The sequence below is a fragment of the Salmonella sp. SAL-020 genome (assembly GCF_017372215.1).
Lineage (GTDB): Bacteria > Pseudomonadota > Gammaproteobacteria > Enterobacterales > Enterobacteriaceae > Salmonella > Salmonella enterica.
This window is the reverse complement of record NZ_CP071690.1, coordinates 569,302-593,476: the sequence shown is the minus strand read 5'-3', so window position 1 is coordinate 593,476 and position 24,175 is coordinate 569,302. Positions and strand designations below refer to the sequence as shown.

The 24,175-nt window shown below is 52.5% G+C and carries 21 protein-coding genes and 2 tRNA genes; 4 read left to right on the top strand and 19 right to left on the bottom strand.

Annotated features, from left to right (window positions below; genetic code table 11):
* Positions 1-25 precede the first annotated feature (25 nt).
* Entirely contained in the window at positions 26-556 is a 531-nt protein-coding gene (locus J1G48_RS02815; RefSeq protein WP_001294026.1) for a hypothetical protein, read from the top strand.
* Between the two features lie 60 nt (positions 557-616).
* On the opposite strand, the gene mtr is transcribed toward J1G48_RS02815, so the two are convergent.
* The 12 genes from mtr to J1G48_RS02755 all read right to left on the bottom strand — a co-directional run bounded on the left by mtr (position 617) and on the right by J1G48_RS02755 (position 14,409).
* Positions 617-1,861, bottom strand: coding sequence for a tryptophan permease (gene mtr / locus J1G48_RS02810; protein WP_000224372.1), 1,245 nt, complete (start codon positions 1,859-1,861; stop codon positions 617-619).
* Positions 1,862-2,014: 153 nt separating this feature from the next.
* The gene (gene deaD / locus J1G48_RS02805; RefSeq protein WP_000807252.1) at positions 2,015-3,904 is read right to left on the bottom strand and encodes an ATP-dependent RNA helicase DeaD; all 1,890 of its coding nucleotides are present in this window, start codon (positions 3,902-3,904) and stop codon (positions 2,015-2,017) included.
* Positions 3,897-3,977, bottom strand: coding sequence for a protein YrbN (gene yrbN, locus J1G48_RS02800; protein WP_010723222.1), 81 nt, complete (start codon positions 3,975-3,977; stop codon positions 3,897-3,899). The genes deaD and yrbN overlap by 8 nt, the downstream gene beginning before the upstream one ends.
* Positions 3,978-4,082: 105 nt before the next feature.
* The gene (gene nlpI, locus J1G48_RS02795) at positions 4,083-4,967 is read right to left on the bottom strand and encodes a lipoprotein NlpI (protein ID WP_000802069.1); all 885 of its coding nucleotides are present in this window, start codon (positions 4,965-4,967) and stop codon (positions 4,083-4,085) included.
* 109 nt (positions 4,968-5,076) lie between these two features.
* Positions 5,077-7,212 carry a polyribonucleotide nucleotidyltransferase gene (pnp, locus tag J1G48_RS02790; RefSeq protein WP_001670767.1) on the bottom strand — a complete coding sequence of 712 codons (2,136 nt, stop codon included), beginning with the start codon at positions 7,210-7,212 and terminating at the stop codon, positions 5,077-5,079.
* 241 nt (positions 7,213-7,453) lie between these two features.
* Positions 7,454-7,723 (bottom strand): 30S ribosomal protein S15, encoded by a 270-nt coding sequence (gene rpsO / locus J1G48_RS02785; protein ID WP_000059465.1) that lies wholly within the window; start codon positions 7,721-7,723, stop codon positions 7,454-7,456.
* Positions 7,724-7,873: 150 nt separating this feature from the next.
* Positions 7,874-8,818: a tRNA pseudouridine(55) synthase TruB gene (gene truB, locus J1G48_RS02780; RefSeq protein ID WP_000089674.1), complete on the bottom strand. Its 945-nt coding sequence runs from the start codon at positions 8,816-8,818 to the stop codon at positions 7,874-7,876.
* A complete protein-coding gene (rbfA, locus tag J1G48_RS02775; protein ID WP_001040199.1) occupies positions 8,818-9,219 on the bottom strand; it encodes a 30S ribosome-binding factor RbfA in 402 nt (133 codons plus the stop codon). Before rbfA ends, truB begins: the two co-directional genes overlap by 1 nt.
* A 220-nt stretch (positions 9,220-9,439) precedes the next feature.
* Complete coding sequence (gene infB, locus J1G48_RS02770; RefSeq protein WP_000133064.1) at positions 9,440-12,118, bottom strand: translation initiation factor IF-2; 2,679 nt, start codon at positions 12,116-12,118, stop codon at positions 9,440-9,442.
* 24 nt (positions 12,119-12,142) lie between these two features.
* On the bottom strand, positions 12,143-13,645 hold the full coding sequence (nusA, locus tag J1G48_RS02765; protein ID WP_001031038.1) for a transcription termination factor NusA: 1,503 nt from the start codon (positions 13,643-13,645) through the stop codon (positions 12,143-12,145).
* 27 nt (positions 13,646-13,672) lie between these two features.
* On the bottom strand, positions 13,673-14,125 hold the full coding sequence (rimP, locus tag J1G48_RS02760; RefSeq protein WP_000105461.1) for a ribosome maturation factor RimP: 453 nt from the start codon (positions 14,123-14,125) through the stop codon (positions 13,673-13,675).
* 207 nt (positions 14,126-14,332) lie between these two features.
* Positions 14,333-14,409: transfer RNA gene (locus J1G48_RS02755), tRNA-Met, on the bottom strand.
* 343 nt (positions 14,410-14,752) lie between these two features.
* Here J1G48_RS02755 and argG point away from each other — a divergent pair.
* Positions 14,753-16,096 carry an argininosuccinate synthase gene (argG, locus tag J1G48_RS02750; RefSeq protein WP_000207646.1) on the top strand — a complete coding sequence of 448 codons (1,344 nt, stop codon included), beginning with the start codon at positions 14,753-14,755 and terminating at the stop codon, positions 16,094-16,096.
* Between the two features lie 157 nt (positions 16,097-16,253).
* A complete protein-coding gene (locus J1G48_RS02745; protein WP_001083598.1) occupies positions 16,254-17,213 on the top strand; it encodes a helix-turn-helix transcriptional regulator in 960 nt (319 codons plus the stop codon).
* Positions 17,214-17,297: 84 nt separating this feature from the next.
* Here the strand turns inward: J1G48_RS02745 and J1G48_RS02740 are convergent.
* The 6 genes from J1G48_RS02740 to rlmE all read right to left on the bottom strand — a co-directional run bounded on the left by J1G48_RS02740 (position 17,298) and on the right by rlmE (position 22,900).
* Positions 17,298-17,384 (bottom strand) — tRNA-Leu (locus tag J1G48_RS02740).
* A 13-nt stretch (positions 17,385-17,397) separates the two neighbouring features.
* Complete coding sequence (gene secG, locus J1G48_RS02735; RefSeq protein WP_000272680.1) at positions 17,398-17,730, bottom strand: preprotein translocase subunit SecG; 333 nt, start codon at positions 17,728-17,730, stop codon at positions 17,398-17,400.
* A gap of 222 nt (positions 17,731-17,952) precedes the next feature.
* Complete coding sequence (glmM, locus tag J1G48_RS02730) at positions 17,953-19,290, bottom strand: phosphoglucosamine mutase (protein ID WP_000071169.1); 1,338 nt, start codon at positions 19,288-19,290, stop codon at positions 17,953-17,955.
* Positions 19,283-20,131 (bottom strand): dihydropteroate synthase, encoded by an 849-nt coding sequence (gene folP / locus J1G48_RS02725; protein WP_000764713.1) that lies wholly within the window; start codon positions 20,129-20,131, stop codon positions 19,283-19,285. Before folP ends, glmM begins: the two co-directional genes overlap by 8 nt.
* A 104-nt stretch (positions 20,132-20,235) precedes the next feature.
* Complete coding sequence (gene ftsH / locus J1G48_RS02720; RefSeq protein ID WP_001107481.1) at positions 20,236-22,170, bottom strand: ATP-dependent zinc metalloprotease FtsH; 1,935 nt, start codon at positions 22,168-22,170, stop codon at positions 20,236-20,238.
* Between the two features lie 103 nt (positions 22,171-22,273).
* Positions 22,274-22,900 carry a 23S rRNA (uridine(2552)-2'-O)-methyltransferase RlmE gene (rlmE, locus tag J1G48_RS02715; protein WP_000145974.1) on the bottom strand — a complete coding sequence of 209 codons (627 nt, stop codon included), beginning with the start codon at positions 22,898-22,900 and terminating at the stop codon, positions 22,274-22,276.
* 126 nt (positions 22,901-23,026) lie between these two features.
* Here rlmE and yhbY point away from each other — a divergent pair, with 126 nt between their 5' ends.
* A complete protein-coding gene (gene yhbY, locus J1G48_RS02710; protein ID WP_001592995.1) occupies positions 23,027-23,320 on the top strand; it encodes a ribosome assembly RNA-binding protein YhbY in 294 nt (97 codons plus the stop codon).
* A 155-nt stretch (positions 23,321-23,475) separates the two neighbouring features.
* Here yhbY and greA read toward each other — a convergent pair whose 3' ends face one another.
* A complete protein-coding gene (gene greA / locus J1G48_RS02705) occupies positions 23,476-23,952 on the bottom strand; it encodes a transcription elongation factor GreA (RefSeq protein ID WP_001148008.1) in 477 nt (158 codons plus the stop codon).
* Positions 23,953-24,175 lie beyond the last annotated feature (223 nt).

Sequence of the window (24,175 nt, the reverse complement as noted above, 5' to 3'; positions counted from 1 at the left end):
CGACTTATTACCAGAGAAAATCATCATGAGTGAACCTGCTTCCTTTTTTCTTCATGCACATATTACCGAGAGTAACCTCAAGAAATTTTTCCATTCACCGGCAACAAATATTAAAGACTATGACGACTGGTTGCCATGGTTTACTGAGGAGCAAAGGTTGTACGGCGATCCTGCAAAAATGCTTAACAATCTTGCCACATGTAATTCTGGTGAAAGTGAAAAGAATATTTATGCTGAACATATCAACTTTAATAAAGAAACACAGATAGTCACGATGGATCACATATTTCTCTCAGAGAGCTATGAAATCTTCATGCCACTCATGGCCTGTGTGCGGGGAATCGAGAAATTTATTACGCTAGGGGAAAATAATTTTGCGCTAATTTATTATTACTGGTGGGGTTCGGAGATCGCCATCGCGCTCGAATTTGGCGCCAATGGTAGCAGAATAACGGCAAATCCTAAGGCAGAAAATTTAACTATCGCCGATGCTTTTTTCGATGAACACGGGGAAGCACTCGCCGAAGAACTTTATAATAAACAGGGTTTTATTTGATACCATTTCGCGGACTTGTGAAATATTGCCAGATGAAAACAGCTCATCCGGCTCGTTCAATTACTGGTACACCGGCAGCAAATTAAAGCTCGACAGAATATGGATAACCGCGTTGCCAACACCGAAGACCAAAATCAGGGCAATCATCGGTTTACCGCCCCAGACGCGAAATTTCGGGCTGCCGAAACGTTCGCGAGATTTACGTGCCAACAGCGCAGGCACAATGGCCGCCCAGATAGTTGCAGCTAAACCTGCATAGCCAATGGCGTACAGAAAACCGTTCGGGTACAGCAGGCCACCAATCATCGGCGGCAGGAAAGTCAGCAGCGCCGTTTTAAAACGCCCCATTGCCGAGTCATCAAAACCAAACAGATCCGCCAGATAGTCAAACAGCCCCAGCGTCACGCCAAGGAAGGAACTGGCGACCGCAAAGTTAGAGAACACCACCAGCAGCAGATCCAGGCTGCGGCTGTTCAGCACGCCGCTCAACGCCTGTACCAGCACATCAATATTGCCGCCTTTCTGCGCAATGCCGATAAATTCCGGACGCGGGATGTTGCCCATCGTCCCCAGCAGCCAGACGGAATAGAGCGCCAGCGCCAGTAACGTCCCATAAATCAGGCATTTGACGATGGTACGCGGATCTTTGCCGTAATATTTCATCAAGCTCGGTACGTTACCGTGATAACCAAAAGAGGCCAGACAAAATGGCAGCGTCATCAGCAGGTACGGCGTATATGACGCGTGGCTTTCAGCCACGTTAAACAACGTGGCAGGCTGAACGTGCCCCAACAGGCTGCCGAAGGTCAGGAAGAAAGTAATCACTTTCGCGCCCAGCACAATCGCCGTCATCCGACTGACCGCCTTCGTACTCAGCCACACTACAAACGCCACCAGCAGCGCAAAGGCAAAACCTGCCGCTCGCGCCGGAACGTTCAACGACATCTCAGCAAAGGTATGATGCAGAATCGAGCCGCTCGCCGAGATATAGGCGTAAGTCAGGATGTAGAGCACAAAGGCAATGGAAATACCGTTGACAATGTTCCAGCCTTTCCCCAACAGATCTTTGGTGATGGTGTCGAAACTCGAACCAATGCGGTAGTTAAGGTTGGCTTCGAGGATCATCAGCCCGGAGTGCAGCATACAAAACCAGGTAAAGACCAGCGCCGCCATCGACCAGAAGAACCACGCCCCGGACATGACCACCGGCAGGGAGAACATCCCCGCGCCAATGATGGTGCCGCCGATAATCACCACGCCGCCAAGCAGCGAAGGTGACGTTTGGGTGGTGGTAAGTGTTGCCATTCAGCTCTCTCTCCAGTCATTTATAGTGTGACTATCTCTCAATACGCTGCACTGTACCAGTACACGAGTACAAAAGAAATAAAAAAAGCCCCGATTGTGACGATCGGGGCTGTATATTTTACTTTACGCTGTGAATGCGCAGGTCAGCGTGAGTTACGCATCACCGCCGAAACGACGGCGACCGGTAGAGTCATCACGACGCGGACCACGGCTTTCACGACGCTCGCCGCTGAAGCGACGACCATCACCACGACCACCTTCACGACGTTCGCCGCTGAAATTACGACCGCCTTCACGACGTTCGCCACTGAAGCTACGACCACCGCCGCGACGTTCGCCGCCCGCGTGCGGAACCGCATCACCCAACAGCTGCATATTCATCGGCTTGTTCAGAATGCGGGTACGCGTGAAGTGCTGCAACACTTCGCCCGGCATACCTTTCGGCAGCTCGATGGTGGAGTGAGACGCGAACAGCTTAATGTTACCAATGTAACGGCTGCTGATGTCGCCTTCGTTAGCGATAGCGCCCACGATATGACGAACTTCAACGCCGTCATCACGGCCCACTTCAATGCGGTATAACTGCATATCGCCAACGTCACGACGTTCACGACGCGGACGTTCTTCACGGTCGCCACGCGGGCCACGGTCATTACGCTCGCGCGGACCACGGTCGTCACGGTCACGGAATTCACGCTTAGGACGCATCGGCGCATCCGGCGGCAGAATCAGCGGACGCTCGCCTTGCGCCATTTTCAGCAGTGCGGCGGCCAGCGTTTCGAGATCCAGCTCTTCGCCTTCAGCAGACGGCTGGATTTTCGCCAGCAGCGCACGGTACTGATCCAGATCGCTGCTTTCCAGTTGCTGTTGAACTTTCGCGGCGAATTTTTCCAGACGGCGTTTACCCAGCAGTTCTGCGTTCGGCAGTTCCACTTCCGGAATGGTCAGCTTCATGGTGCGTTCGATATTGCGCAGCAGACGACGCTCGCGGTTCTCAACGAACAGCAGCGCGCGACCGGCGCGACCCGCACGGCCGGTACGACCGATACGGTGAACGTAGGACTCGGAGTCCATCGGAATATCGTAGTTCACCACCAGGCTGATACGTTCAACGTCCAGACCACGTGCCGCAACGTCGGTAGCGATCAGGATGTCCAGACGACCATCTTTCAGGCGTTCCAGAGTCTGCTCACGCAGCGCCTGGTTCATATCGCCATTCAACGCGGCGCTGTTGTAGCCGCTACGTTCCAGCGCTTCTGCTACTTCCAGGGTCGCGTTTTTGGTACGCACGAAGATAATCGCCGCATCAAAGTCTTCCGCTTCCAGGAAACGCACCAGCGCTTCGTTTTTACGCATGCCCCAGACAGTCCAGTAGCTCTGGCTGATGTCAGGACGGGTAGTCACGCTGGACTGAATGCGCACTTCCTGCGGCTCTTTCATAAAGCGGCGGGTAATGCGACGAATCGCTTCCGGCATGGTGGCGGAGAACAGAGCGGTCTGATGACCTTCCGGGATCTGCGCCATAATAGTTTCAACGTCTTCGATGAAGCCCATACGCAGCATTTCGTCGGCTTCATCCAGCACCAGACCACTCAGTTTAGAGAGGTCGAGAGTGCCACGTTTTAAGTGATCAAGCAGACGTCCCGGCGTACCGACAACGATCTGCGGCCCCTGACGCAGGGCGCGTAACTGCACGTCATAACGCTGACCGCCGTACAGGGCAACCACGTTTACGCCGCGCATGTGTTTAGAGAAATCCGTCATGGCTTCGGCAACCTGTACCGCCAGTTCGCGGGTTGGCGCCAGCACCAGAATCTGAGGTGCCTTCAGCTCAGGATCAAGATTGTTGAGCAGCGGTAAAGAGAACGCTGCGGTTTTGCCGCTACCGGTCTGGGCCATGCCCAGCACGTCGCGACCGCCCAGCAGATGCGGAATGCACTCTGCCTGGATTGGAGATGGTTTTTCGTAACCCAGATCGGTAAGGGCTTCAAGGATAGGAGCCTTCAGCCCCAGATCTGCAAAAGTGGTTTCGAATTCAGCCATGTAGTACGTGTGCCTCAAAATTAATGGCGGCCAGTCTACATAACTCATCATGAAATTGATCTGCAATTTTCATTGAAAAGTGTGAACCGGCTCAAAGTAGGTGTATTAACGAACAACAACGCCCTCACCCGCGAAGGTGATGGCAATCAAAAAGATTACGGGCTGATATGTTCGTCAGCTATTGCTGGTCCGATTCTGCCAGGTCATCTTGGTCCTGGCCCAGGAGCGATAATTCCAACAATGCGTATCGGTGCTCAACAAAGTTATGAACGTTGTTGGCCACCGCCAGTTTGAACAGAGCCGTGGCGCTGTCCAAATCCCCCAGACTTAGGTAATACTTACCTAAATAGAAGTTGGTTTCACTGAGATGCTCAGCGAGCGAGGTGTTATCCGTTGCGTCCGCCTTGAGCCTTTCCATCAGCGTTGCTTCGCTAATGTCGCCCAGGTAGAACTCGACAATGTTCCATCCCCATTGCTCTTTATCCGATTTTTCAAAGCGTGCTTTTAACGCTTCTTTCGCCTGCTTCTCATTAAGCTTCTGCTCAACAAGATACAGCCACAGGCTGCGGTAAGGATCATTGGGATCGTCTTGATAAAACGCCAGCAGATCATCTTGCGCTAACTTATCACGGCCGCCGTAATACAATGCGATACCGCGGTTTAAGTGCGCGTAGTTGTAAGTTGGATCAAGCTCTAGTACAGAATCAAACGCTTCATAGGCAGCATCAAAATTGCCTGCCTGCGTTAAATAAATGCCTAAGTAATTGAATACTTCAGGCATATCCGGTCTGATTGCCAGCGCTTGTGAAAAATCATTTCGCGCTAATGCCCTCAAACCAAGACTATCATACAACACTCCGCGCTCATATAAAAGCTGTGCGCGTTCGTCATCGGTTAAAGCCCGACTGGCAAGAATCTGTTCCATACGCGCCAGAATCACTTCCTGCTGTAAAGTCGGTTGCAATGGTACTGCGAGGACTTCACTTTTACGCCAGGCGGAATTACTGCATCCTGCAAGCGTAAGTGCTGTCGCAACGAAACACCAGCGCAAAAAAGGCTTCATTTCCCACTCCCGAAGACAACGATTGAATGAACGTCCTGTTCCCCGGTGGCTCAACAAGGCGTCCAGCCAGGTCTAAAGCCCTCCGCACTGCGGAGGGCAAAAGGCTACCTTACTCGGCCTGTTCGCTCGCCGGAGCTTCCGGCGCAGCCGCAGGTTGAGACTGCTCGGTTGCTTCTTTAATGCTCAGACGTACACGGCCCTGGCGGTCAACTTCCAGAACCTTAACCGGGACTTCCTGACCCATCTGCAGATAATCGGTCACTTTCTCTACACGCTTATCCGCGATTTGAGAGATGTGAACCAGACCTTCTTTACCGCCGCCGATGGCAACAAACGCGCCAAAGTCAACGATACGGGTCACTTTACCATTGTAGATACGGCCGACTTCGATCTCTGCGGTAATCTCTTCGATACGACGGATAGCGTATTTCGCTTTTTCACCGTCGGTCGCCGCGATCTTCACAGTACCGTCATCTTCGATTTCGATGGTGGTGCCGGTCTCTTCAGTCAGCGCGCGGATCACAGAACCGCCTTTACCGATCACGTCTTTGATCTTGTCCGTGCTGATCTTGATGGTATGGATACGCGGCGCAAATTCAGAGATATCGCCGCGCGGCGCGTTGATCGCCTGTTCCATCACGCCCAGGATGTGCAGACGCGCACCTTTAGCCTGGTTCAACGCAACCTGCATGATCTCTTTGGTGATACCTTCAATTTTGATATCCATCTGCAGCGCAGAGATACCGTCGCGGGAACCCGCCACTTTGAAGTCCATATCGCCCAGGTGATCTTCGTCGCCCAGAATGTCAGACAGTACAACGTAGTTGTCGCCTTCTTTCACCAGACCCATAGCGATACCTGCTACGGCGGCTTTAATTGGCACGCCAGCGTCCATCAGCGCCAGAGAAGCGCCGCACACGGAAGCCATAGAGGAAGAACCGTTGGATTCGGTGATTTCAGACACCACGCGAACGGTGTACGGGAATTTATCCATGTCCGGCATCACTGCCAGCACGCCGCGCTTCGCCAGACGACCGTGACCAATTTCACGACGCTTCGGAGAACCGACCATGCCGGTTTCGCCTACGGAGTACGGAGGGAAGTTGTAGTGGAACAGGAAGCTGTCAGTGCGCTCGCCCATCAGTTCATCAAGCACCTGCGCGTCACGGGCAGTACCCAGAGTCGCGGTAACCAGCGCCTGCGTTTCACCACGGGTAAACAGAGCGGAACCGTGAGTACGCGGCAGTACGCCAGTGCGCACGTCCAGACCACGGATCATGTCTTTTTCACGGCCATCAATACGCGGCTCGCCTGCCAGTACGCGGCTACGCACCACGTTTTTCTCGATGGCGTGCAGGATTTCGCCCAGCTCGTTAGCATCCAGAGTTTCATCTTCTGCAATAAGCTGCTCGATGGTTTCGGATTTGATTACGTCAACCTGAGCATAGCGTTCTTGTTTATCGGTGATGCGGTACGCGTCGCTCAGACGAGATTCAGCAAGCGCAGCAACACGCGCGTTCAACGCGTCGTTGACGGCTTCCGGCTGCCAGTCCCAACGCGGTTTACCGGCTTCTTTCACCAGATCGTTGATCGCCTGGATAACAACCTGCTGCTGCTCGTGACCGAATACCACCGCGCCCAGCATAGTGTCTTCGCTCAGCAGTTCAGCTTCGGATTCCACCATCAGCACAGCCGCTTCGGTACCGGCAACCACCAGGTCCAGCTTGCTTTCTTTCAGCTCGTCCTGGGTCGGGTTCAGCACGTACTGGTCATTGATGTAACCTACGCGCGCCGCGCCGATTGGGCCGTTGAACGGAATGCCGGACAGCGACAGCGCAGCGGATGCGCCGATCATGGCAACGATGTCTGGGTTAACCTGCGGGTTAACGGAAACGACGGTCGCAATAACCTGCACTTCGTTAACGAAGCCTTCCGGGAACAGCGGACGAACCGGGCGGTCAATCAGACGCGCAATCAGGGTTTCGCCTTCGCTTGGACGGCCTTCACGACGGAAGAAGCTGCCCGGGATACGACCAGCAGCGTAGGTACGCTCCTGATAGTTAACGGTCAGTGGGAAGAAGTCCTGGCCTGGCTTGGCTTTTTTCTGGCCGACAACGGTAACGAATACGGCGGTGTCATCCATGCTTACCATAACAGCGGCAGTGGCCTGACGCGCCATCATGCCAGTTTCCAGCGTAACGGTATGCTGACCGTACTGGAATTTACGAACGATCGGATTAAGCAAAATAATATCCTTTCCAATTTTTGACGGCATAATACGCGCCGTCGTTAATACCCGATCTTCTGCGCATCCTCGCGACTAATGACAACCCTAACCCTGATATGGGTAAAGCCTCTCATTAGCCGCGCGAACCTCTGCAACGGAAGATCATTCATAGCAACAATACATTAGTTTCCAGCGAATTGCTGCCATCTGCTGGAAAAAAGGGGCCATGAAGGCCCCCTCTTTCTGAAACTCGAAAGAATTAGCGACGCAGACCCAGACGCTCAATCAGCGCGGTGTAGCGTGCAACATCTTTACGTTTCAGGTAGTCGAGCAGTTTACGACGCTGAGAAACCATACGCAGCAGACCACGACGGCTGTGGTGATCTTTTTTATGCTCTGCAAAGTGACCCTGCAGGTGGTTAATCTGTGCAGTCAACAGAGCAACCTGAACATCGGTAGAACCGGTGTCGTTTGCGTCACGACCGAACTCAGAAACGATTTTAGCTGTAGCTTCAGTACTTAGAGACATTTTAAAACTCCAAAGTATTTAAGAATGAGAGGACGCCGATCTCTAATTCAGCGATCCCAGTGTACGCCGCGTAAACTGTTAAATAATTTACGCGACGTTAAGCGGCGGTATTCTACTCGCAGCGCTCTTTTATCGCAAGACGAAGCGACATTACGCTGGGTACTCTACTACCAGCCGACGAGGCGCGACACGGCCTTCGTCGTCAATTTCGCCCATACCGATAAATTTATCGTCTTCACCTTCCGTCACACGAACCAGTCCCTTCAACGGCGCGCCCGTGGTACGAACCGGGTTGCCATTTTTGAAGTATACCGAAGATGTTAACGGCAGATTAACAACAGGGTAGTCCGAAGCTGGACTGTCCATTGGCATCAATAATGGATCGAGCAACTGCGCCGCCGGAACGCCCTGCTGCTCCGCCTGTGCTACCAGCGTCTGCAAATGCTCCAGCGTCACCATACGATCCACCGGATACTTGCTGACCGTCAGACGACGCAGGTACGTTACGTGCGCGCCACAGCCCAGTTTTTCACCTAAATCATCAATAATGGTACGAATATAGGTGCCTTTGGAGCAATGAACTTCCAGCTCCAGCTCGTTACCTTCATGGCGAATAAACAGCAGCTCATAGACGGTAATCGGGCGGGCTTCGCGCGGCACTTCGATACCCTGGCGGGCATATTCGTACAGCTTCTTGCCCTGATACTTCAGCGCCGAATACATCGAGGGAATCTGTTCGATATCCCCACGAAAGGTCTCCAGCGCGCTCGCAAGCTGCTCAGCGCTGAAAGTCACCGGACGCTCCTGCACGATTTGACCATCGGCGTCAGAGGTATCCGTGCGCTGCCCCAGACGGGCAATAACACGATAGCGTTTGTCAGAATCCAGCAGGTACTGCGAAAATTTTGTCGCTTCGCCGAGGCAAATCGGCAACATGCCGGTCGCCAGCGGGTCCAGCGCGCCGGTATGCCCGGCGCGGTTGGCATTGTAGATGCGCTTAACTTTCTGCAGCACGTCATTGCTGGACATACCCTGCGGCTTATCCAGCAGCAGAACGCCGTGAATGTCGCGGCCACGACGACGAGGACGACTCATCAGTCCTCCTTGCTGTCGTCCGGGTTCACACGACGTTCTTCGTCATGTTTCACCACGTTAGTTACCAGGTTGGACATACGCATCCCTTCCACCAGCGAGTTGTCGTAGAAGAAGGTCAGTTCCGGCACGATGCGCAGACGCATCGCTTTACCCAGCAAGCTGCGGATGAAACCAGACGCTTCCTGCAACGCTTTGATGCCCGCTTTTACTGCGTCTTCATCTTTGTCGTTCAAAAAGGTGACAAACACTTTGGCATAGGCCAGGTCACGGGACATTTCGACACCGGAGACGGTAGTCATCATGCCCAGGCGCGGGTCTTTAATTTCGCGCTGCAGGATGATTGCGATCTCTTTTTGCATCTCTTGCGCTACGCGCTGAGGGCGACCAAATTCTTTCGCCATAATAAATTCTCCAGAATAAAGACAAAAAAGGGGCCATAAGCCCCTTTTTAAATTTCTTGCCGGGTGGCGCTTCGCTTACCCGGCCTACGCCTAATCATCTTCTAAGGATTTTGGATTGCAACAAGGCGGCAAGCTCGTAAATCCCCGGGAGCATAGATAACTATGTGACCGGGGTGAGCGAGCGCAGCCAACGCCGTTGCGGCCCAAAAGACGACGAAGATTAAGCGATGGTACGTTGGATCTCGATAATTTCGAATACTTCAATCATATCGCCAACGCGAACGTCGTTGTAGTTCTTCACGCCGATACCACATTCCATGCCGTTACGGACTTCGTTAACGTCATCTTTGAAGCGGCGCAGGGATTCCAGCTCGCCTTCATAGATAACCACGTTGTCGCGCAGTACGCGGATTGGGTTATGGCGTTTAATCGTACCTTCGGTAACCATACAGCCCGCGATCGCGCCGAATTTCGGCGATTTGAACACATCGCGCACTTCAGCCAGACCGATAATCTGCTGTTTCAGTTCCGGAGACAGCATACCGCTCATCGCCGCTTTCACTTCGTCGATCAGGTTATAGATGACGGAGTAGTAACGCAGATCCAGGCTTTCAGATTCGATCACTTTACGCGCAGAGGCATCGGCACGAACGTTGAAGCCAACCAGAATGGCGTTGGACGCCGCAGCCAGGGTCGCGTCGGTTTCGGTGATACCACCTACGCCAGAACCGATGATCTTCACTTTCACTTCGTCGGTAGACAGTTTCAGCAAAGAGTCGGAGATCGCTTCCACAGAACCCTGTACGTCGGCCTTCAGCACGATGTTCACTTCGTGAACTTCGCCTTCGGTCATGTTGGCGAACATGTTCTCAAGTTTAGATTTCTGCTGACGCGCCAGTTTAACTTCACGGAATTTACCCTGACGATACAGAGCAACTTCACGCGCTTTCTTCTCGTCGCGAACGACGGTCACTTCGTCACCCGCAGCCGGAACGCCGGACAGGCCGAGGATTTCCACCGGAATGGACGGCCCCGCTTCCAGCACTTCCTGACCCAGTTCGTTACGCATCGCACGCACGCGGCCGTATTCGAAGCCACACAGCACGATATCGCCCTTATGCAGCGTACCTTCGCGTACCAGAACGGTAGCCACCGGACCACGACCTTTATCCAGGAAGGATTCGATCACCGCACCGCTCGCCATACCTTTACGAACGGCTTTCAGTTCCAGAACTTCGGCCTGCAGCAGGATAGCGTCCAGCAGTTCGTCGATACCGGTGCCCGCTTTCGCAGACACGTGAACGAACTGGCTCTCGCCGCCCCACTCTTCCGGCAGAATGCCGTACTGGGACAGTTCGTTCTTAACGCGATCCGGATCGGCTTCCGGCTTATCGATTTTGTTCACCGCAACCACGACCGGCACACCTGCCGCTTTCGCGTGCTGGATAGCTTCGATAGTCTGCGGCATCACGCCATCGTCTGCCGCTACCACCAGAACCACGATATCCGTTGCCTGGGCGCCGCGAGCACGCATAGAAGTAAACGCGGCGTGACCCGGGGTATCCAGGAAGGTGATCATCCCGTTGTCAGTTTCAACGTGGTAAGCACCGATGTGCTGGGTAATGCCGCCCGCTTCGCCAGAGGCTACTTTCGTGGAACGAATGTAGTCCAGCAGAGAGGTTTTACCGTGGTCAACGTGGCCCATGATGGTCACAACCGGTGCGCGCGGTTCAGCCGCAGCGCCGGTATCACGGTCGCTCATTACCGCTTCTTCCAGTTCGTTTTCACGACGCAGGATAACTTTGTGGCCCATCTCTTCGGCAACCAGTTGTGCGGTTTCCTGGTCGATAACCTGGTTGATGGTGGCCATAGCACCCAGCTTCATCATCGCTTTGATGACCTGAGAGCCTTTAACCGCCATCTTGTTCGCCAGTTCGCCAACGGTGATGGTTTCACCGATCACCACGTCACGGTTAACGGCCTGAGCGGGCTTCTGGAAGCCTTGCTGTAAAGAAGACCCTTTACGCTTGCCGCCTTTACCGCCGCGAACCGCAGCACGCGCTTCTTCGCGATCGGCTTTGGATTCGGCATGTTTGCCTTTTTTCGCCGGACGCGCTGCTTTTGCATTACGGCCACGACCACGACCGCCTTCAACTTCACGATCGTTTTCGTCTTCGGCCTGGCGAGCGTGCTGAGAAGTGGTGACATGATAGTCACTGGTGTCTTCTACTGGCTCAGGCGTTGCGGTCCATTTGTTTTCTTCCGCCATGCGGCGAGCTTCTTCTGCTACACGACGCGCTTCTTCTTCGAGTTTGCGACGTGCTTCTTCTTCCGCTTTACGCTTCAGCTCTGCAGCTTCATTCTCACGGCGGGCTTTTTCGGCCTGGGCGGTTTTGGTCATATCGTCAGTCTGTTGATTGCTCACTTTGTCTTTTTCCGCAGCTTCACGTTTCGCTTTTTCAGCGGCTTCACGCTTAGCTTGTTCTGCGGCCTCGCGTTCAGCTTTTTGTTGCGCCTCGCGTTTGGCCTGTTCTTCTGCCTCACGACGGGCTTGCTCTTCCGCTTCACGCTGCGCCTGCTCTTCCGCGGCCAGGCGTTCAGCCTCTTGCGGATCGCGTTTCACAAAGGTGCGCTTCTTGCGGACTTCGATTTGTACCGATTTACTTTTTCCACCGGTACCTGGAATGTTCAGGGTGCTGCGCGTCTTACGCTGCAGCGTCAGTTTATCGGGACCAGAAACCGCTTCGCGGTTCAGGTGCGCCAGTAAAGTCTGTTTTTCTTGTGCGGACACAGAGTCGTCAGCAGATTTCCGGATACCTGCATCAGCAAACTGCTGTACCAGGCGATCCACGGAAACCTGTCTCTCTGCGGCCAGCGCTTTTAGGGTTACATCTGTCATGCTGTTCCTTCCTGCTACAGTTTATTACGCTTCGTCGCCGAACCAGCAAATATTACGGGCAGCCATAATCAGCTCACCGGCTTTTTCGTCGGTCAACCCTTCGATATCAGCCAGATCATCAATGCCCTGGTCGGCGAGATCTTCCAGCGTACAAACACCACGAGCCGCCAGTTTGAAAGCCATATCGCGATCTAATCCTTCCAGATTCAGCAGATCGTCAGCCGGTTTGTTATCACCGAGGCTTGCTTCCTGGTCCTGCGCCAGAGTGGCCAGTGCGTTTTTAGCACGCTCGCGCAGTGCTTCAACGGTCGGCTCATCAAGGCCGTCAATTTCCAGCAGTTCTTTCATTGGCACATAGGCCAGTTCCTCGAGCGTGGAGAAACCTTCTTCTACCAGAACGGTCGCGAACTCTTCATCAATATCAAGATATTTAGTAAAGATCTCGATAGCGGCATGTGCTTCAGCCTGATGTTTAGCCTGCAAGTCATCAACGGTCATTACGTTGAGTTCCCAGCCGCTCAATTGCGAAGCCAGGCGGACGTTCTGACCATTACGTCCGATCGCCTGCGCCAGATTACCGGCTTCAACGGCGATATCCATGGTATGTTTATCTTCGTCCACCACGATAGACGCGACGTCTGCCGGCGCCATCGCATTAATGACGAACTGCGCCGGGTTATCATCCCACAGCACGATATCGATACGCTCACCGCCCAGTTCGGTAGAGACCGCCTGAACGCGCGCGCCGCGCATCCCCACGCAAGCGCCGACCGGATCGATACGTTTATCGTTGGTTTTCACTGCGATTTTCGCACGAGAACCCGGATCGCGAGCCGCCGCTTTAATTTCAATCACTTCTTCGCCGATTTCCGGCACTTCGATGCGGAACAGTTCGATCAGCATTTCCGGCTTGGAACGGGTGACGAACAGCTGCGCGCCACGCGCTTCTGGACGTACAGCGTACAGAACACCGCGGATGCGGTCGCCCGGACGGAAGTTTTCACGCGGCAGCATATCTTCACGCAGAATCACCGCTTCAGCGTTACCGGCCATCCCTTCGGATTTAATTTCCAGAGAGATATTGTCGCGGTTCACTTTCTTCACCACGCCAGTGACAATTTCGCCTTCCTGGTCGCGGAACTGATCGACAACCATCGCGCGTTCAGCTTCACGGACCTTCTGTACGATAACCTGTTTCGCAGTCTGCGTGGTGATACGGTCAAAGGTGACAGATTCAATCTGATCTTCAACATAGTCGCCGACATTCAGGCTTTCGTCTTCAAAACGCGCCGCTTCCAGCGTAATTTCCTTCGTCGGCATGGTCACTTCTTCAACGATCAACCAACGGCGGAAAGTATCAAAATCACCGCTTTTACGATCGATTTCTACACGAACATCGATCTCCTGCTCATATTTTTTCTTTGTTGCTGTCGCCAGCGCACTTTCCAGCGCTTCAAAAATTTTTTCGCGTGGCAGCGCTTTTTCGTTGGAGACGGCTTCAACAACAGCCAAAATTTCTTTGTTCATCGCGGGCTTTTCACCTCATCCAGACTGTTAAAAGTGGGGAACCAGGTTCGCCTTCTGGATATTACTCAGCGCGAACACTTCATCTTTGCCTTCGACTGTGACGGTAATCATTTCACCGTCCACCGCTTTGATAATGCCCTGCCACTTGCGACGGTTCTGTACCGCCATGCGAAGAACCAGCGCGACTTCTTCACCCTGGAAACGCGCATAATGATCGGCAGTGAACATAGGACGGTCGAGACCCGGTGACGAGACTTCAAGGTTGTAAGCCACGGAGATAGGATCTTCAACGTCCAGCACCGCGCTTACCTGGTGGCTCACATCAGCACAATCATCAACATTGATGCCATCTTCACTATCAATATAGATGCGCAGTGTGGATGTGCGACCGCGAATAAATTCGATGCCGACCAGCTCGTAGCCTAAGGCTTCAACTGGTGCTGTAATCATCTCTGTTAATTTTTGCTCTAATGTGGACAAGCCCACCCCCAAGACATAAAAAAAGGGCCTAAAGCCCAGTTATTCTGTAGTCAGATAACAAAAAACCCCGATAAATCGGGGCTTTAGATAACTGAACCCTATAACCGCAACGGCGGTCTGGTGTACCTTCCGAAAGAATTTTTTTCAAATCCAGCTACGAAGGACATAATCTTCACAGTATATTTGAAAAAGAACTCTAAGGGAAAGTGGTTGCGGGGGCCGGATTTGAACCGACGACCTTCGGGTTATGAGCCCGACGAGCTACCAGGCTGCTCCACCCCGCGCCTGAAACGTGGCAAATTCTACTCGTTTTGGGCAAAATTTGCAAATACTGCTGGGATTTGGTACCGAGGACGGGACGTAAAATCTGCGCACAGTATAGTGACCAGGCATGAGTTATGTCAACCCTATTCCCAATATGCAGATGAATGAATATCACTCTTCGTTATACTCATCCCACCTCTCCGGCTTATACACGCATTTCACAACGTTATTTCAGTAAACCTTCACTAAACGCTTCCTGTCTCTGCTAAAAGATGATTAAATGAAAACTCAGTTATTTTGCATAAAAATGCACTAAAGCAGAAACCGATCTCATTATCAGTCAATCAAGCAGGGTTCTATTCTATGACGACGATTCTTAAGCATCTTCCAGCAGGTCAACGTATTGGTATCGCTTTTTCCGGCGGTCTGGACACCAGCGCCGCGCTGCTGTGGATGCGACAAAAAGGAGCTGTCCCATATGCTTATACTGCGAATCTGGGACAACCGGATGAGGATGACTATGACGCCATTCCTCGTCGCGCAATGGAGTATGGCGCAGAGAATGCTCGCCTGATTGATTGCCGCAAGCAGTTGGTTGCAGAAGGGATCGCAGCGATTCAGTGCGGCGCTTTCCATAATACGACTGGCGGACTGACCTATTTCAATACCACGCCTCTGGGCCGTGCCGTAACCGGCACGATGCTGGTCGCCGCGATGAAAGAAGACGGCGTGAATATCTGGGGCGACGGCAGTACCTATAAAGGCAACGATATTGAACGTTTCTATCGTTACGGCCTGCTGACGAATGCTGAATTACAGATTTACAAACCGTGGCTGGATACCGACTTTATCGATGAGCTGGGTGGTCGCCATGAGATGTCTGAATTTATGATTGCCTGCGGTTTCGACTATAAAATGTCCGTTGAAAAAGCCTACTCCACCGACTCCAACATGCTCGGCGCCACGCATGAAGCGAAAGATCTGGAGTTTCTTAACTCCAGCGTCAAGATCGTCAACCCGATTATGGGCGTGAAGTTCTGGGACGAGAGCGTGAAGATCCCGGCAGAAGAGGTGACCGTCCGCTTCGAACAGGGCCACCCTGTTGCCCTGAACGGTAAAACCTTCAGCGATGATGTTGAGATGATGCTGGAAGCAAACCGCATCGGCGGCCGTCACGGCCTGGGCATGAGCGACCAAATTGAAAACCGCATCATTGAAGCAAAAAGCCGCGGTATTTATGAAGCCCCCGGAATGGCGCTGCTGCACATCGCTTACGAGCGTCTGTTGACCGGTATTCACAACGAAGACACCATTGAACAGTATCATTCTCATGGTCGTCAGCTGGGTAAACTGCTGTATCAGGGCCGCTGGTTCGACTCGCAGGCGCTGATGCTGCGTGACGGCCTGCAACGTTGGGTCGCCAGCCAGATTACCGGTGAAGTGACGTTGGAGCTGCGTCGCGGCAACGACTACTCCATCCTGAACACCGTGTCCGACAACCTGACCTATAAGGCTGAGCGTCTGACCATGGAGAAAGGCGAGTCCGTATTCTCACCGGACGATCGTATCGGTCAGTTGACCATGCGTAATCTGGACATTACCGATACCCGCGAGAAACTGTTCGGCTACGCGAAAGCGGGTCTGTTAACCGCCTCTTCCGCGACCGGTCTGCCGCAGGTTGAGAATCTGGAAAACAAAGGCAAATAAGCCCGCGTCGTTGATGCAACAGGCCGCGAAAGCGGCCTTTTTTATTGCCAGCTTAGGCTCACATAATTTTTAAGTAAAACTAAATTGAAATTTACTAAAATAAAATCAATAATAAATTCACTTAATTAACGGTTTTATTTACTAAAAAGGTAGAAAAATGAACAGTGAACACTTTGTACGCCTAGCCTTAGATATCCTTAAATGCAGCCAAAAAGAACTTGCTGGAAAGCTAGGGGTTTCCTCCACTCAAATTAGCAAGTGGAAAAAAGGTGAACATATGTCTGATGATATGGAAAAGAAATTCAGAAAAATCACCAACATAGGCGAGTATTCTCCACTGCTTGTTGAGTGGGCAGGCTCCGTCAGTAATGCAGAAAAATGGGATCGTCTGATGCATTTTATTGCTGATAGAGTACATGACAGAGCAGAAACCGGCTACGTCACAACACCTCTACTCGACGAAGAAGGGTTCTTATGTGAAGAAACGATTGATACATTGGAAAAAATGGGGTTATCCGCTCCAAAATCGTTCCCTGTTGAATTAGATATCAACTATGAGAATACAGATGATGAAGAAACTGAAGATCTATGGGACTCCATCAGCAATAACCCTCACAGTTCAATTATTGAAAAAATCTATAACTCGCTGAATGATGTCTATGGCTTTTATGCTGCTTATGTTGATGAATTAATACAAGATGAAGGGTTGGATATCTATTCAACTGATGCCATCAATATTATGTATTCTTTGATGTCGCTTGCAGCTTGCAAAATTGAGATTGATTCAGCAACAGCACCGAATTTTCGACAATTCCGTTATGAAGTTGAGAAGGATTATGAAAACTGGTTAAGCCAACTCAAACTTCTGGCATTCCGTGCAGGAATTCCATTACGAGCAGAGCTCCTCCAGATGGTTTACGATAGTGCAGATGATCTGAGTGTTGCAGCTGAGGCTGAAAGCTTAGATTTAAATAAATCACGAATCCACCCAGATATCTACATGAATGAAATACTGACTGGTATGCGAATCATTCACCAAGTTCTCCCTGTAATTATGGAAAAACTTGAAATTACAGATTTCGAGTTGGATGAAAGCGCCTTACACATAGGAAGATAACTGAGGCGGCCCTAAGTTAGTAAAGGGCCTCCGTTTTCAACAGACGAAAAAAAGACGCTTTTCAGCGTCTTTTTCCTGGAATATTGGTACCGAGGACGGGACTTGAACCCGTAAGCCCTATTGGGCACTACCACCTCAAGGTAGCGTGTCTACCAATTCCACCACCTCGGCACGGATACTGCTATTAGCGCGGGATATCGCTGGTCGGCTGGGCCGGTGCAGCAGGTTGAGTCTGCTCGGTCTTCGCCGGCGCGCTCAGATTTTCCCACTCGCTTCCTTTATTGGTTTTGTTGCTATTGATATTACCCAACACCAGACTGATGATGAAGAACAGCGTCGCCAATACCGCCGTCATTCGGGTCATGAAGTTACCAGAACCACTTGAACCAAATAGCGTAGCGGAAGCGCCTGCTCCGAAGGAGGCTCCCATATCAGCGCCTTTACCTTGCTGCAGCATGATCAGACCTACAAGGCCAATTGCCACAATAAGGAAAACAACTAAAAGAGCTTCGTACATAATCAACCTGTTCCTTGCGGAGTTGCCGCGTACCAATGCTTCTACCAATAAAGCGGGATTTTTACTGTTTCCCACTGAAGCGGGTGTGAATACTAACCAAAGCGAATGACCTTCGCAAGGGCAATTTAAGCGCATTGTATCAACTGCGGAAAAAAACAGCAAAAGCGTTGTTTTTTGCGGGCCGTAAGGCGGCAACCGCCGCCTTTTTAGTCACTTAAACGCTTAAACGGCTTTTACCGCATCCGCGATACGATGGGCGAATGCCGTAACCTGCGCTTCATCCTCGCCTTCCACCATCACGCGAATCAACGGTTCGGTACCGGATTTACGTAGCAGTACCCGCCCACGATTGCCGAGCGTGGCTTCTACGTCCGCCGTTACCGCTTTCACCGCTTCATTTTCCAGCGGATCGCCGCTACCGGCGGTGTAACGCACGTTAACCAGAATCTGCGGGAACATTTTCATACCGCTGCACAGATCGTGCAGACTCATATGATTACGCACCATCGCCGCCAGAACTTGTAGCCCCGCTACAATACCGTCGCCAGTGGTCGTTTTATCCAACAGAATAACGTGACCAGAGTTTTCCGCGCCGATGCGCCAGCCTTTTTCCTGCAATTTTTCCAGCACGTAGCGGTCGCCCACTTTCGCCCGGGCAAACGGAATGCCAAGCTGCTTGAGCGCCAGCTCCAGCCCCATATTGCTCATCAGCGTCCCCACCGCGCCGCCGCGCAGTTGCCCCTGGCGCAGCCCTTCGCGCGCGATGATATACATAATCTGATCGCCATCGACTTTATTGCCTTCATGGTCAACCATGATGACCCGGTCGCCGTCGCCGTCAAGCGCGATGCCGAGGTCCGCCTTCTCCGCCAACACGCGCGCCTGCAACGCGCGCACGTCGGTCGCGCCCACTTCTTCGTTAATGTTGACGCCGTTTGGCTCACAGCCGATGGCGATAACGGTCGCGCCCAGCTCGCGCAGCACATTCGGTGCGATATGGTAGGTAGCGCCGTTGGCGCAATCCACAACCACTTTCAGGCCATTGAGGCTCAGTTCGTTCGGGAAGGTGCCTTTACAGAACTCAATATAGCGTCCGGCGGCATCGACGATGCGGCTCGCTTTCCCCAGCTCGGCGGAGTCTACGCAGGTGATCTCTTTTTCCATTTCGGCTTCGATGGCTTCTTCCACATCGTCAGGCAGTTTCGTACCGTCGATAGAGAAGAATTTAATGCCGTTATCATAGAACGGGTTATGCGAAGCCGAGATAACGATACCCGCCTCCGCGCGGAAAGTCCGCGTCAAATAGGCGACGGCTGGCGTTGGCATAGGTCCGGTAAACGAGGCCGACAGCCCCGCAGCGGCAAGGCCCGCCTCCAGCGCGGACTCCAGCATATAGCCGGAAATACGCGTATCTTTACCGATAATGATTTTACGCGAGCCATGACGCGCCAGCACTTTTCCGGCAGCCCAACCCAGTTTAAGCACGAAATCAGGTGTAATGGGGGCATTGCCTACACGTCCGCGAATCCCATCGGTACCGAAATATTTACGATTACTCATAGCGTTTGTTTCCCTTTGCAGACAGAGTGGCTTCTACCACCCGCATCGCCTCTACGGTTTCTTTGACGTCATGGACGCGAATGATCTGCGCGCCCTGCATCGCGGCAATTACCGCGCACGCAAGGCTGCCGTTCAGACGGTCTGATGGTCCCACGTTAAGTAACTGACCAACCATCGTTTTACGTGACATGCCCACCAGCAGCGGCAGGTTAAAATGATGAAACTCACCCAGTCGCGCCAGTAAGGTATAATTGTGAGAGAGATTTTTACCGAAACCGAATCCGGGGTCGAGCAACAATTTCTCTTTTGCGATGCCGGCCTTCTCACAACGTGCTATTTGCTCAATAAAGTAGCGATTCACCTCGGCAAAGACATCGTCATATTTCGGCGCCTCCTGCATGGTTTTGGGGTTGCCCTGCATGTGCATAAGACTGACCGGCAAGCCGGTTTCCGCTGCCGCTTCCAACGCGCCGGGCTCGGAGAGCGAACGGACATCATTGATAATATGCGCGCCCGCCCTTGTCGCTTCACGGATCACCTCGGGTTTAGAGGTATCCACAGAAATCCACACTTCAAAACGTTGCGCGATTGCTTCCAGTACCGGAATAACGCGATCCAGCTCTTCTTCCACGCTCACTTCCGCCGCGCCTGGTCGCGTTGATTCCCCCCCCACATCAATAATTGTCGCACCGGCATTCACCATTAAATTCGCATGTTTCACCGCCTCAATCAGCGTGTTATGCGCGCCGCCGTCGGAGAACGAATCCGGCGTTACGTTCAGGATACCCATAACATGCGGATGAGTGAGATCGAGCGTGGCGCCCTGAGCGAAGAGTTTCATGGTCAAAATCCCTGTTTTATTTGTGGTGAGTTAAAAAAAGAAAAACCCCGGGGCAAGCCCCAGGGTTTCGGTGAGCGCTAAACATAATGTTGTACAACAAACGTTTATTTGTCGCCCAGCTGCTCTGACATCGTGTTGCCCGGGTTCGGCGTGCGTGGTTCATCAACCGGACGCGGCGCCTGAGGCGTACCATTGCTGTCAGAGTTATTGGTGCCGTTTGGATCTTCCCAGCCCGCAGGCGGACGCACTTCACGACGCGCCATCAGGTCATCAATCTGCGGCGCATCGATGGTTTCATATTTCATCAGCGCATCTTTCATCGCGTGCAGAATATCCATATTGTCAGTCAGGATCTGACGAGCGCGATTGTAGTTACGTTCAATCAGCGCTTTCACTTCCTGGTCGATGATACGCGCAGTTTCATCAGACATATGTTTCGCTTTTGCGACGCTACGGCCGAGGAATACTTCGCCCTCTTCTTCCGCATACAGCAACGGACCGAGTTTCTCCGAGAAGCCCCACTGGGTGACCATGTTACGCGCCAGGTTAGTCGCGACTTTAATGTCGTTCGACGCGCCGGTAGAAACATGCTCAACGCCGTAGATAATCTCTTCCGCCAGACGGCCACCGTACAGCGTGCTGATTTGGCTTTCCAGCTTCTGACGGCTGGCGCTGATCGCGTCGCCTTCAGGCAGGAAGAAGGTCACGCCCAGCGCACGACCGCGCGGGATAATCGTCACTTTGTGCACCGGATCGTGTTCCGGCACCAGGCGACCGATAATCGCGTGGCCCGCTTCGTGGTACGCGGTCGACTCTTTCTGCGCTTCCGTCATCACCATGGAGCGACGTTCGGCGCCCATCATGATTTTGTCTTTCGCTTTCTCGAACTCAACCATCGACACAACGCGCTTGTTACCACGAGCCGCAAACAGCGCCGCTTCGTTCACCAGGTTCGCGAGGTCAGCACCGGAGAAGCCCGGCGTACCGCGCGCAATGATCGCCGCATCAATATCCGTCGCTAACGGTACGCGACGCATATGCACCTTCAGAATCTGCTCACGACCGCGAACATCCGGCAGGCCTACCACCACCTGACGGTCAAAACGACCTGGACGCAGCAGCGCCGGGTCCAGAACGTCCGGACGGTTGGTTGCCGCGATAACGATGATACCTTCGTTACCTTCGAAGCCGTCCATCTCAACCAGCATCTGGTTCAACGTCTGCTCACGTTCATCGTGACCACCGCCCAGACCTGCGCCACGCTGGCGGCCTACGGCGTCGATTTCATCGATGAAGATAATGCACGGCGCCGCTTTCTTGGCCTGTTCGAACATGTCACGCACTCGAGACGCGCCGACACCGACGAACATTTCCACAAAGTCAGAACCGGAAATCGTAAAGAATGGCACCTTCGCTTCACCCGCAATGGCTTTTGCCAGCAGGGTTTTACCGGTACCCGGCGGGCCGACCATCAGGACGCCTTTCGGAATTTTACCGCCCAGCTTCTGGAAACGGCTCGGTTCACGCAGGTATTCAACCAGTTCCGCCACTTCTTCTTTCGCTTCGTCACAACCCGCGACGTCAGCAAACGTGGTTTTGATCTGATCTTCCGTCAGCATACGCGCCTTGCTCTTACCGAACGACATGGCGCCTTTGCCACCGCCGCCCTGCATCTGACGCATGAAGAAGATCCAGACGCCGATCAGCAACAGCATCGGGAACCAGGAAATGAAGATAGAAGCCAGCAGGCTTGGCTCTTCAGGTGGTTCGCCAACAACCTTGACGTTTTTAGTCAGCAGGTTATCAAGCAGCTTCGGATCATTAATCGGAATGTAAGTCGTGTAACGGTTACTATCTTTCTTGGTAACGTTGATCTCACGTCCGTTGATACGCGCTTCGCGAACCTGGTCCTGATTGACCTCTTGCAGGAAGGTAGAGTAATCCACCTTACGGCCATTAGACTCGCTGGGCCCAAAGCTCTGGAATACTGACATCAGCACAACGGCAATGACCAGCCAGAGTATTAGGTTTTTCGCCATGTCACTCAAGGGATTAACCTCTTATTACAACTGTGTTAAAAACAGCGTCAGGATACTCTATATCCAGTTTCTTTCAAACCTTACGTCTGAAATCTGCCGGTTATCACTTTCGCCCGGTCGCTACAATGTACACTTCACGCGAACGCGCACGCGAAGAGTCCGGCTTACGAACTTTAACCTTCGTAAACAGGGAGCGAATTTCCCTTAGATACTCATCGAAACCTTCGCCCTGGAACACCTTCACTACAAAACTTCCGCCTGGCGCCAGCACATCGCGGCACATCTCTAACGCCAGCTCCACCAGATACATGGCGCGGGGGATATCCACCGCCGGTGTTCCGCTCATGTTTGGTGCCATATCCGACATGACAACTTGTACTTTACTGTCACCCACGCGTTCCAGTAACGCTTTCATGACAAGTTCATCACGAAAATCGCCCTGAAGAAAGTCCACACCAACGATAGGATCCATAGGTAAAAGATCACAAGCGATGATGCGGCCTTTGCCGCCAATCTGCGTGACCACATACTGTGACCAGCCTCCTGGCGCAGCGCCGAGATCGACTACCGTCATTCCCGGCTTAAAAAGTTTGTCACTTTGCTGTATTTCATCAAGTTTAAACCAGGCACGGGAGCGTAGCCCCTTTTTCTGCGCCTGTTGAACATATTTATCGCTAAAGTGTTCCTGAAGCCAGCGGCTTGAGCTGGCAGAACGCTTTTTACCTGTCATTTAACTTTCCCGTCGGGGCAGTTCATCGTAGCCAATGGCGTAAATTTCTACACGCCTATTTGGCGATATAAGGGAGATGGCGGTAGAATGACCCGTTTTCAATCCCAACGTAAGCAAAAATATACGATGAATCTGAGTACTAAACAAAAACAGCACCTAAAAGGTCTGGCACATCCGCTCAAGCCTGTTGTTATGCTTGGCAATAATGGTTTGACCGAAGGGGTACTGGCCGAGATTGAACAAGCGTTAGAGCACCATGAACTTATCAAGGTGAAAATCGCCTCGGAAGATCGCGAAACAAAAACCTTGATCGTGGACGCTATCGTGCGCGAAACCGGCGCCTGTAACGTACAGGTCATCGGTAAAACGCTGGTGCTGTATCGCCCAACTAAAGAGCGTAAAATCTCGCTGCCGCGTTAAGGATATCCTAAAGTCGAACACAAAATCTGTGTAAAACGAGGGGTTTTCCACGAGCAGGAGAGCAAAATGCCACGCTCTCTCCGTTGATAAAAGGCCGCTATGCGGCCTTTTTCCTTTCTTTACAATACACCAACAATTTGCGTATTGAGTACTACTTAAAGGTATTCCACTTTAAGCACTTCGTATTCCACATCGCCGCCAGGCGTTTTGATCACCACGACGTCATCCTGCTCTTTGCCGATCAGGCCGCGAGCGATTGGCGAGTTTACCGAAATGAGATTTTGCTTAAAATCCGCCTCATCATCGCCAACAATGCGGTAGGTCTGCTCTTCGTCGGTGTCCAGGTTCAGCACCGTGACGGTAGCGCCGAAAATCACGCGGCCATTGTTCGGCATTTTAGTGACATCAATCACCTGCGCATTCGACAGTTTTGCTTCGATATCTTTAATGCGCCCTTCGCAGAAACCCTGCTGTTCGCGTGCAGCATGATACTCCGCGTTTTCTTTTAAATCGCCATGTTCGCGCGCTTCGGCGATAGCGGCGATGATTTCAGGACGGCGCACAGATTTCAGAAAATCCAGCTCTTCGCGCAGTTTTTCGGCTCCGCGTAAGGTCATCGGAATAGCTTGCATTTGTTATACCTCTTGAACATTCCTGTAGGGGGCAATGAACTCTACCCCGGCTGCTAAGCCAGCCCCGGCATATGCCATACCAGGGTCAGAAGCAAAAAAACACCAACCCGGGCGCGCAGTCCCAGGTCAGCTACAATTTCCTCTTTGATAACCATTTTACCCTGGAGTTCCCTATGGGTCATCGTTTACTTTTTAGGGCGTTGCGCCGTAGTATGACGGCTTG

Excerpts from the sequence above, each read along its gene's own strand:
- J1G48_RS02815 (WP_001294026.1), top strand. The coding sequence starts at position 26 with ATGAGTGAACCTGCTTCCTTTTTTCTTCATGCACATATTACCGAGAGT.
- mtr (WP_000224372.1), bottom strand. The coding sequence starts at position 1,861 with ATGGCAACACTTACCACCACCCAAACGTCACCTTCGCTGCTTGGCGGC.
- deaD (WP_000807252.1), bottom strand. The coding sequence starts at position 3,904 with ATGGCTGAATTCGAAACCACTTTTGCAGATCTGGGGCTGAAGGCTCCT.
- yrbN (WP_010723222.1), bottom strand. The coding sequence starts at position 3,977 with ATGAAAATTGCAGATCAATTTCATGATGAGTTATGTAGACTGGCCGCC.
- nlpI (WP_000802069.1), bottom strand. The coding sequence starts at position 4,967 with ATGAAGCCTTTTTTGCGCTGGTGTTTCGTTGCGACAGCACTTACGCTT.
- rpsO (WP_000059465.1), bottom strand. The coding sequence starts at position 7,723 with ATGTCTCTAAGTACTGAAGCTACAGCTAAAATCGTTTCTGAGTTCGGT.
- truB (WP_000089674.1), bottom strand. The coding sequence starts at position 8,818 with ATGAGTCGTCCTCGTCGTCGTGGCCGCGACATTCACGGCGTTCTGCTG.
- rbfA (WP_001040199.1), bottom strand. The coding sequence starts at position 9,219 with ATGGCGAAAGAATTTGGTCGCCCTCAGCGCGTAGCGCAAGAGATGCAA.
- infB (WP_000133064.1), bottom strand. The coding sequence starts at position 12,118 with ATGACAGATGTAACCCTAAAAGCGCTGGCCGCAGAGAGACAGGTTTCC.
- nusA (WP_001031038.1), bottom strand. The coding sequence starts at position 13,645 with ATGAACAAAGAAATTTTGGCTGTTGTTGAAGCCGTCTCCAACGAAAAA.
- argG (WP_000207646.1), top strand. The coding sequence starts at position 14,753 with ATGACGACGATTCTTAAGCATCTTCCAGCAGGTCAACGTATTGGTATC.
- J1G48_RS02745 (WP_001083598.1), top strand. The coding sequence starts at position 16,254 with ATGAACAGTGAACACTTTGTACGCCTAGCCTTAGATATCCTTAAATGC.
- secG (WP_000272680.1), bottom strand. The coding sequence starts at position 17,730 with ATGTACGAAGCTCTTTTAGTTGTTTTCCTTATTGTGGCAATTGGCCTT.
- glmM (WP_000071169.1), bottom strand. The coding sequence starts at position 19,290 with ATGAGTAATCGTAAATATTTCGGTACCGATGGGATTCGCGGACGTGTA.
- folP (WP_000764713.1), bottom strand. The coding sequence starts at position 20,131 with ATGAAACTCTTCGCTCAGGGCGCCACGCTCGATCTCACTCATCCGCAT.
- ftsH (WP_001107481.1), bottom strand. The coding sequence starts at position 22,170 with ATGGCGAAAAACCTAATACTCTGGCTGGTCATTGCCGTTGTGCTGATG.
- rlmE (WP_000145974.1), bottom strand. The coding sequence starts at position 22,900 with ATGACAGGTAAAAAGCGTTCTGCCAGCTCAAGCCGCTGGCTTCAGGAA.
- yhbY (WP_001592995.1), top strand. The coding sequence starts at position 23,027 with ATGAATCTGAGTACTAAACAAAAACAGCACCTAAAAGGTCTGGCACAT.
- greA (WP_001148008.1), bottom strand. The coding sequence starts at position 23,952 with ATGCAAGCTATTCCGATGACCTTACGCGGAGCCGAAAAACTGCGCGAA.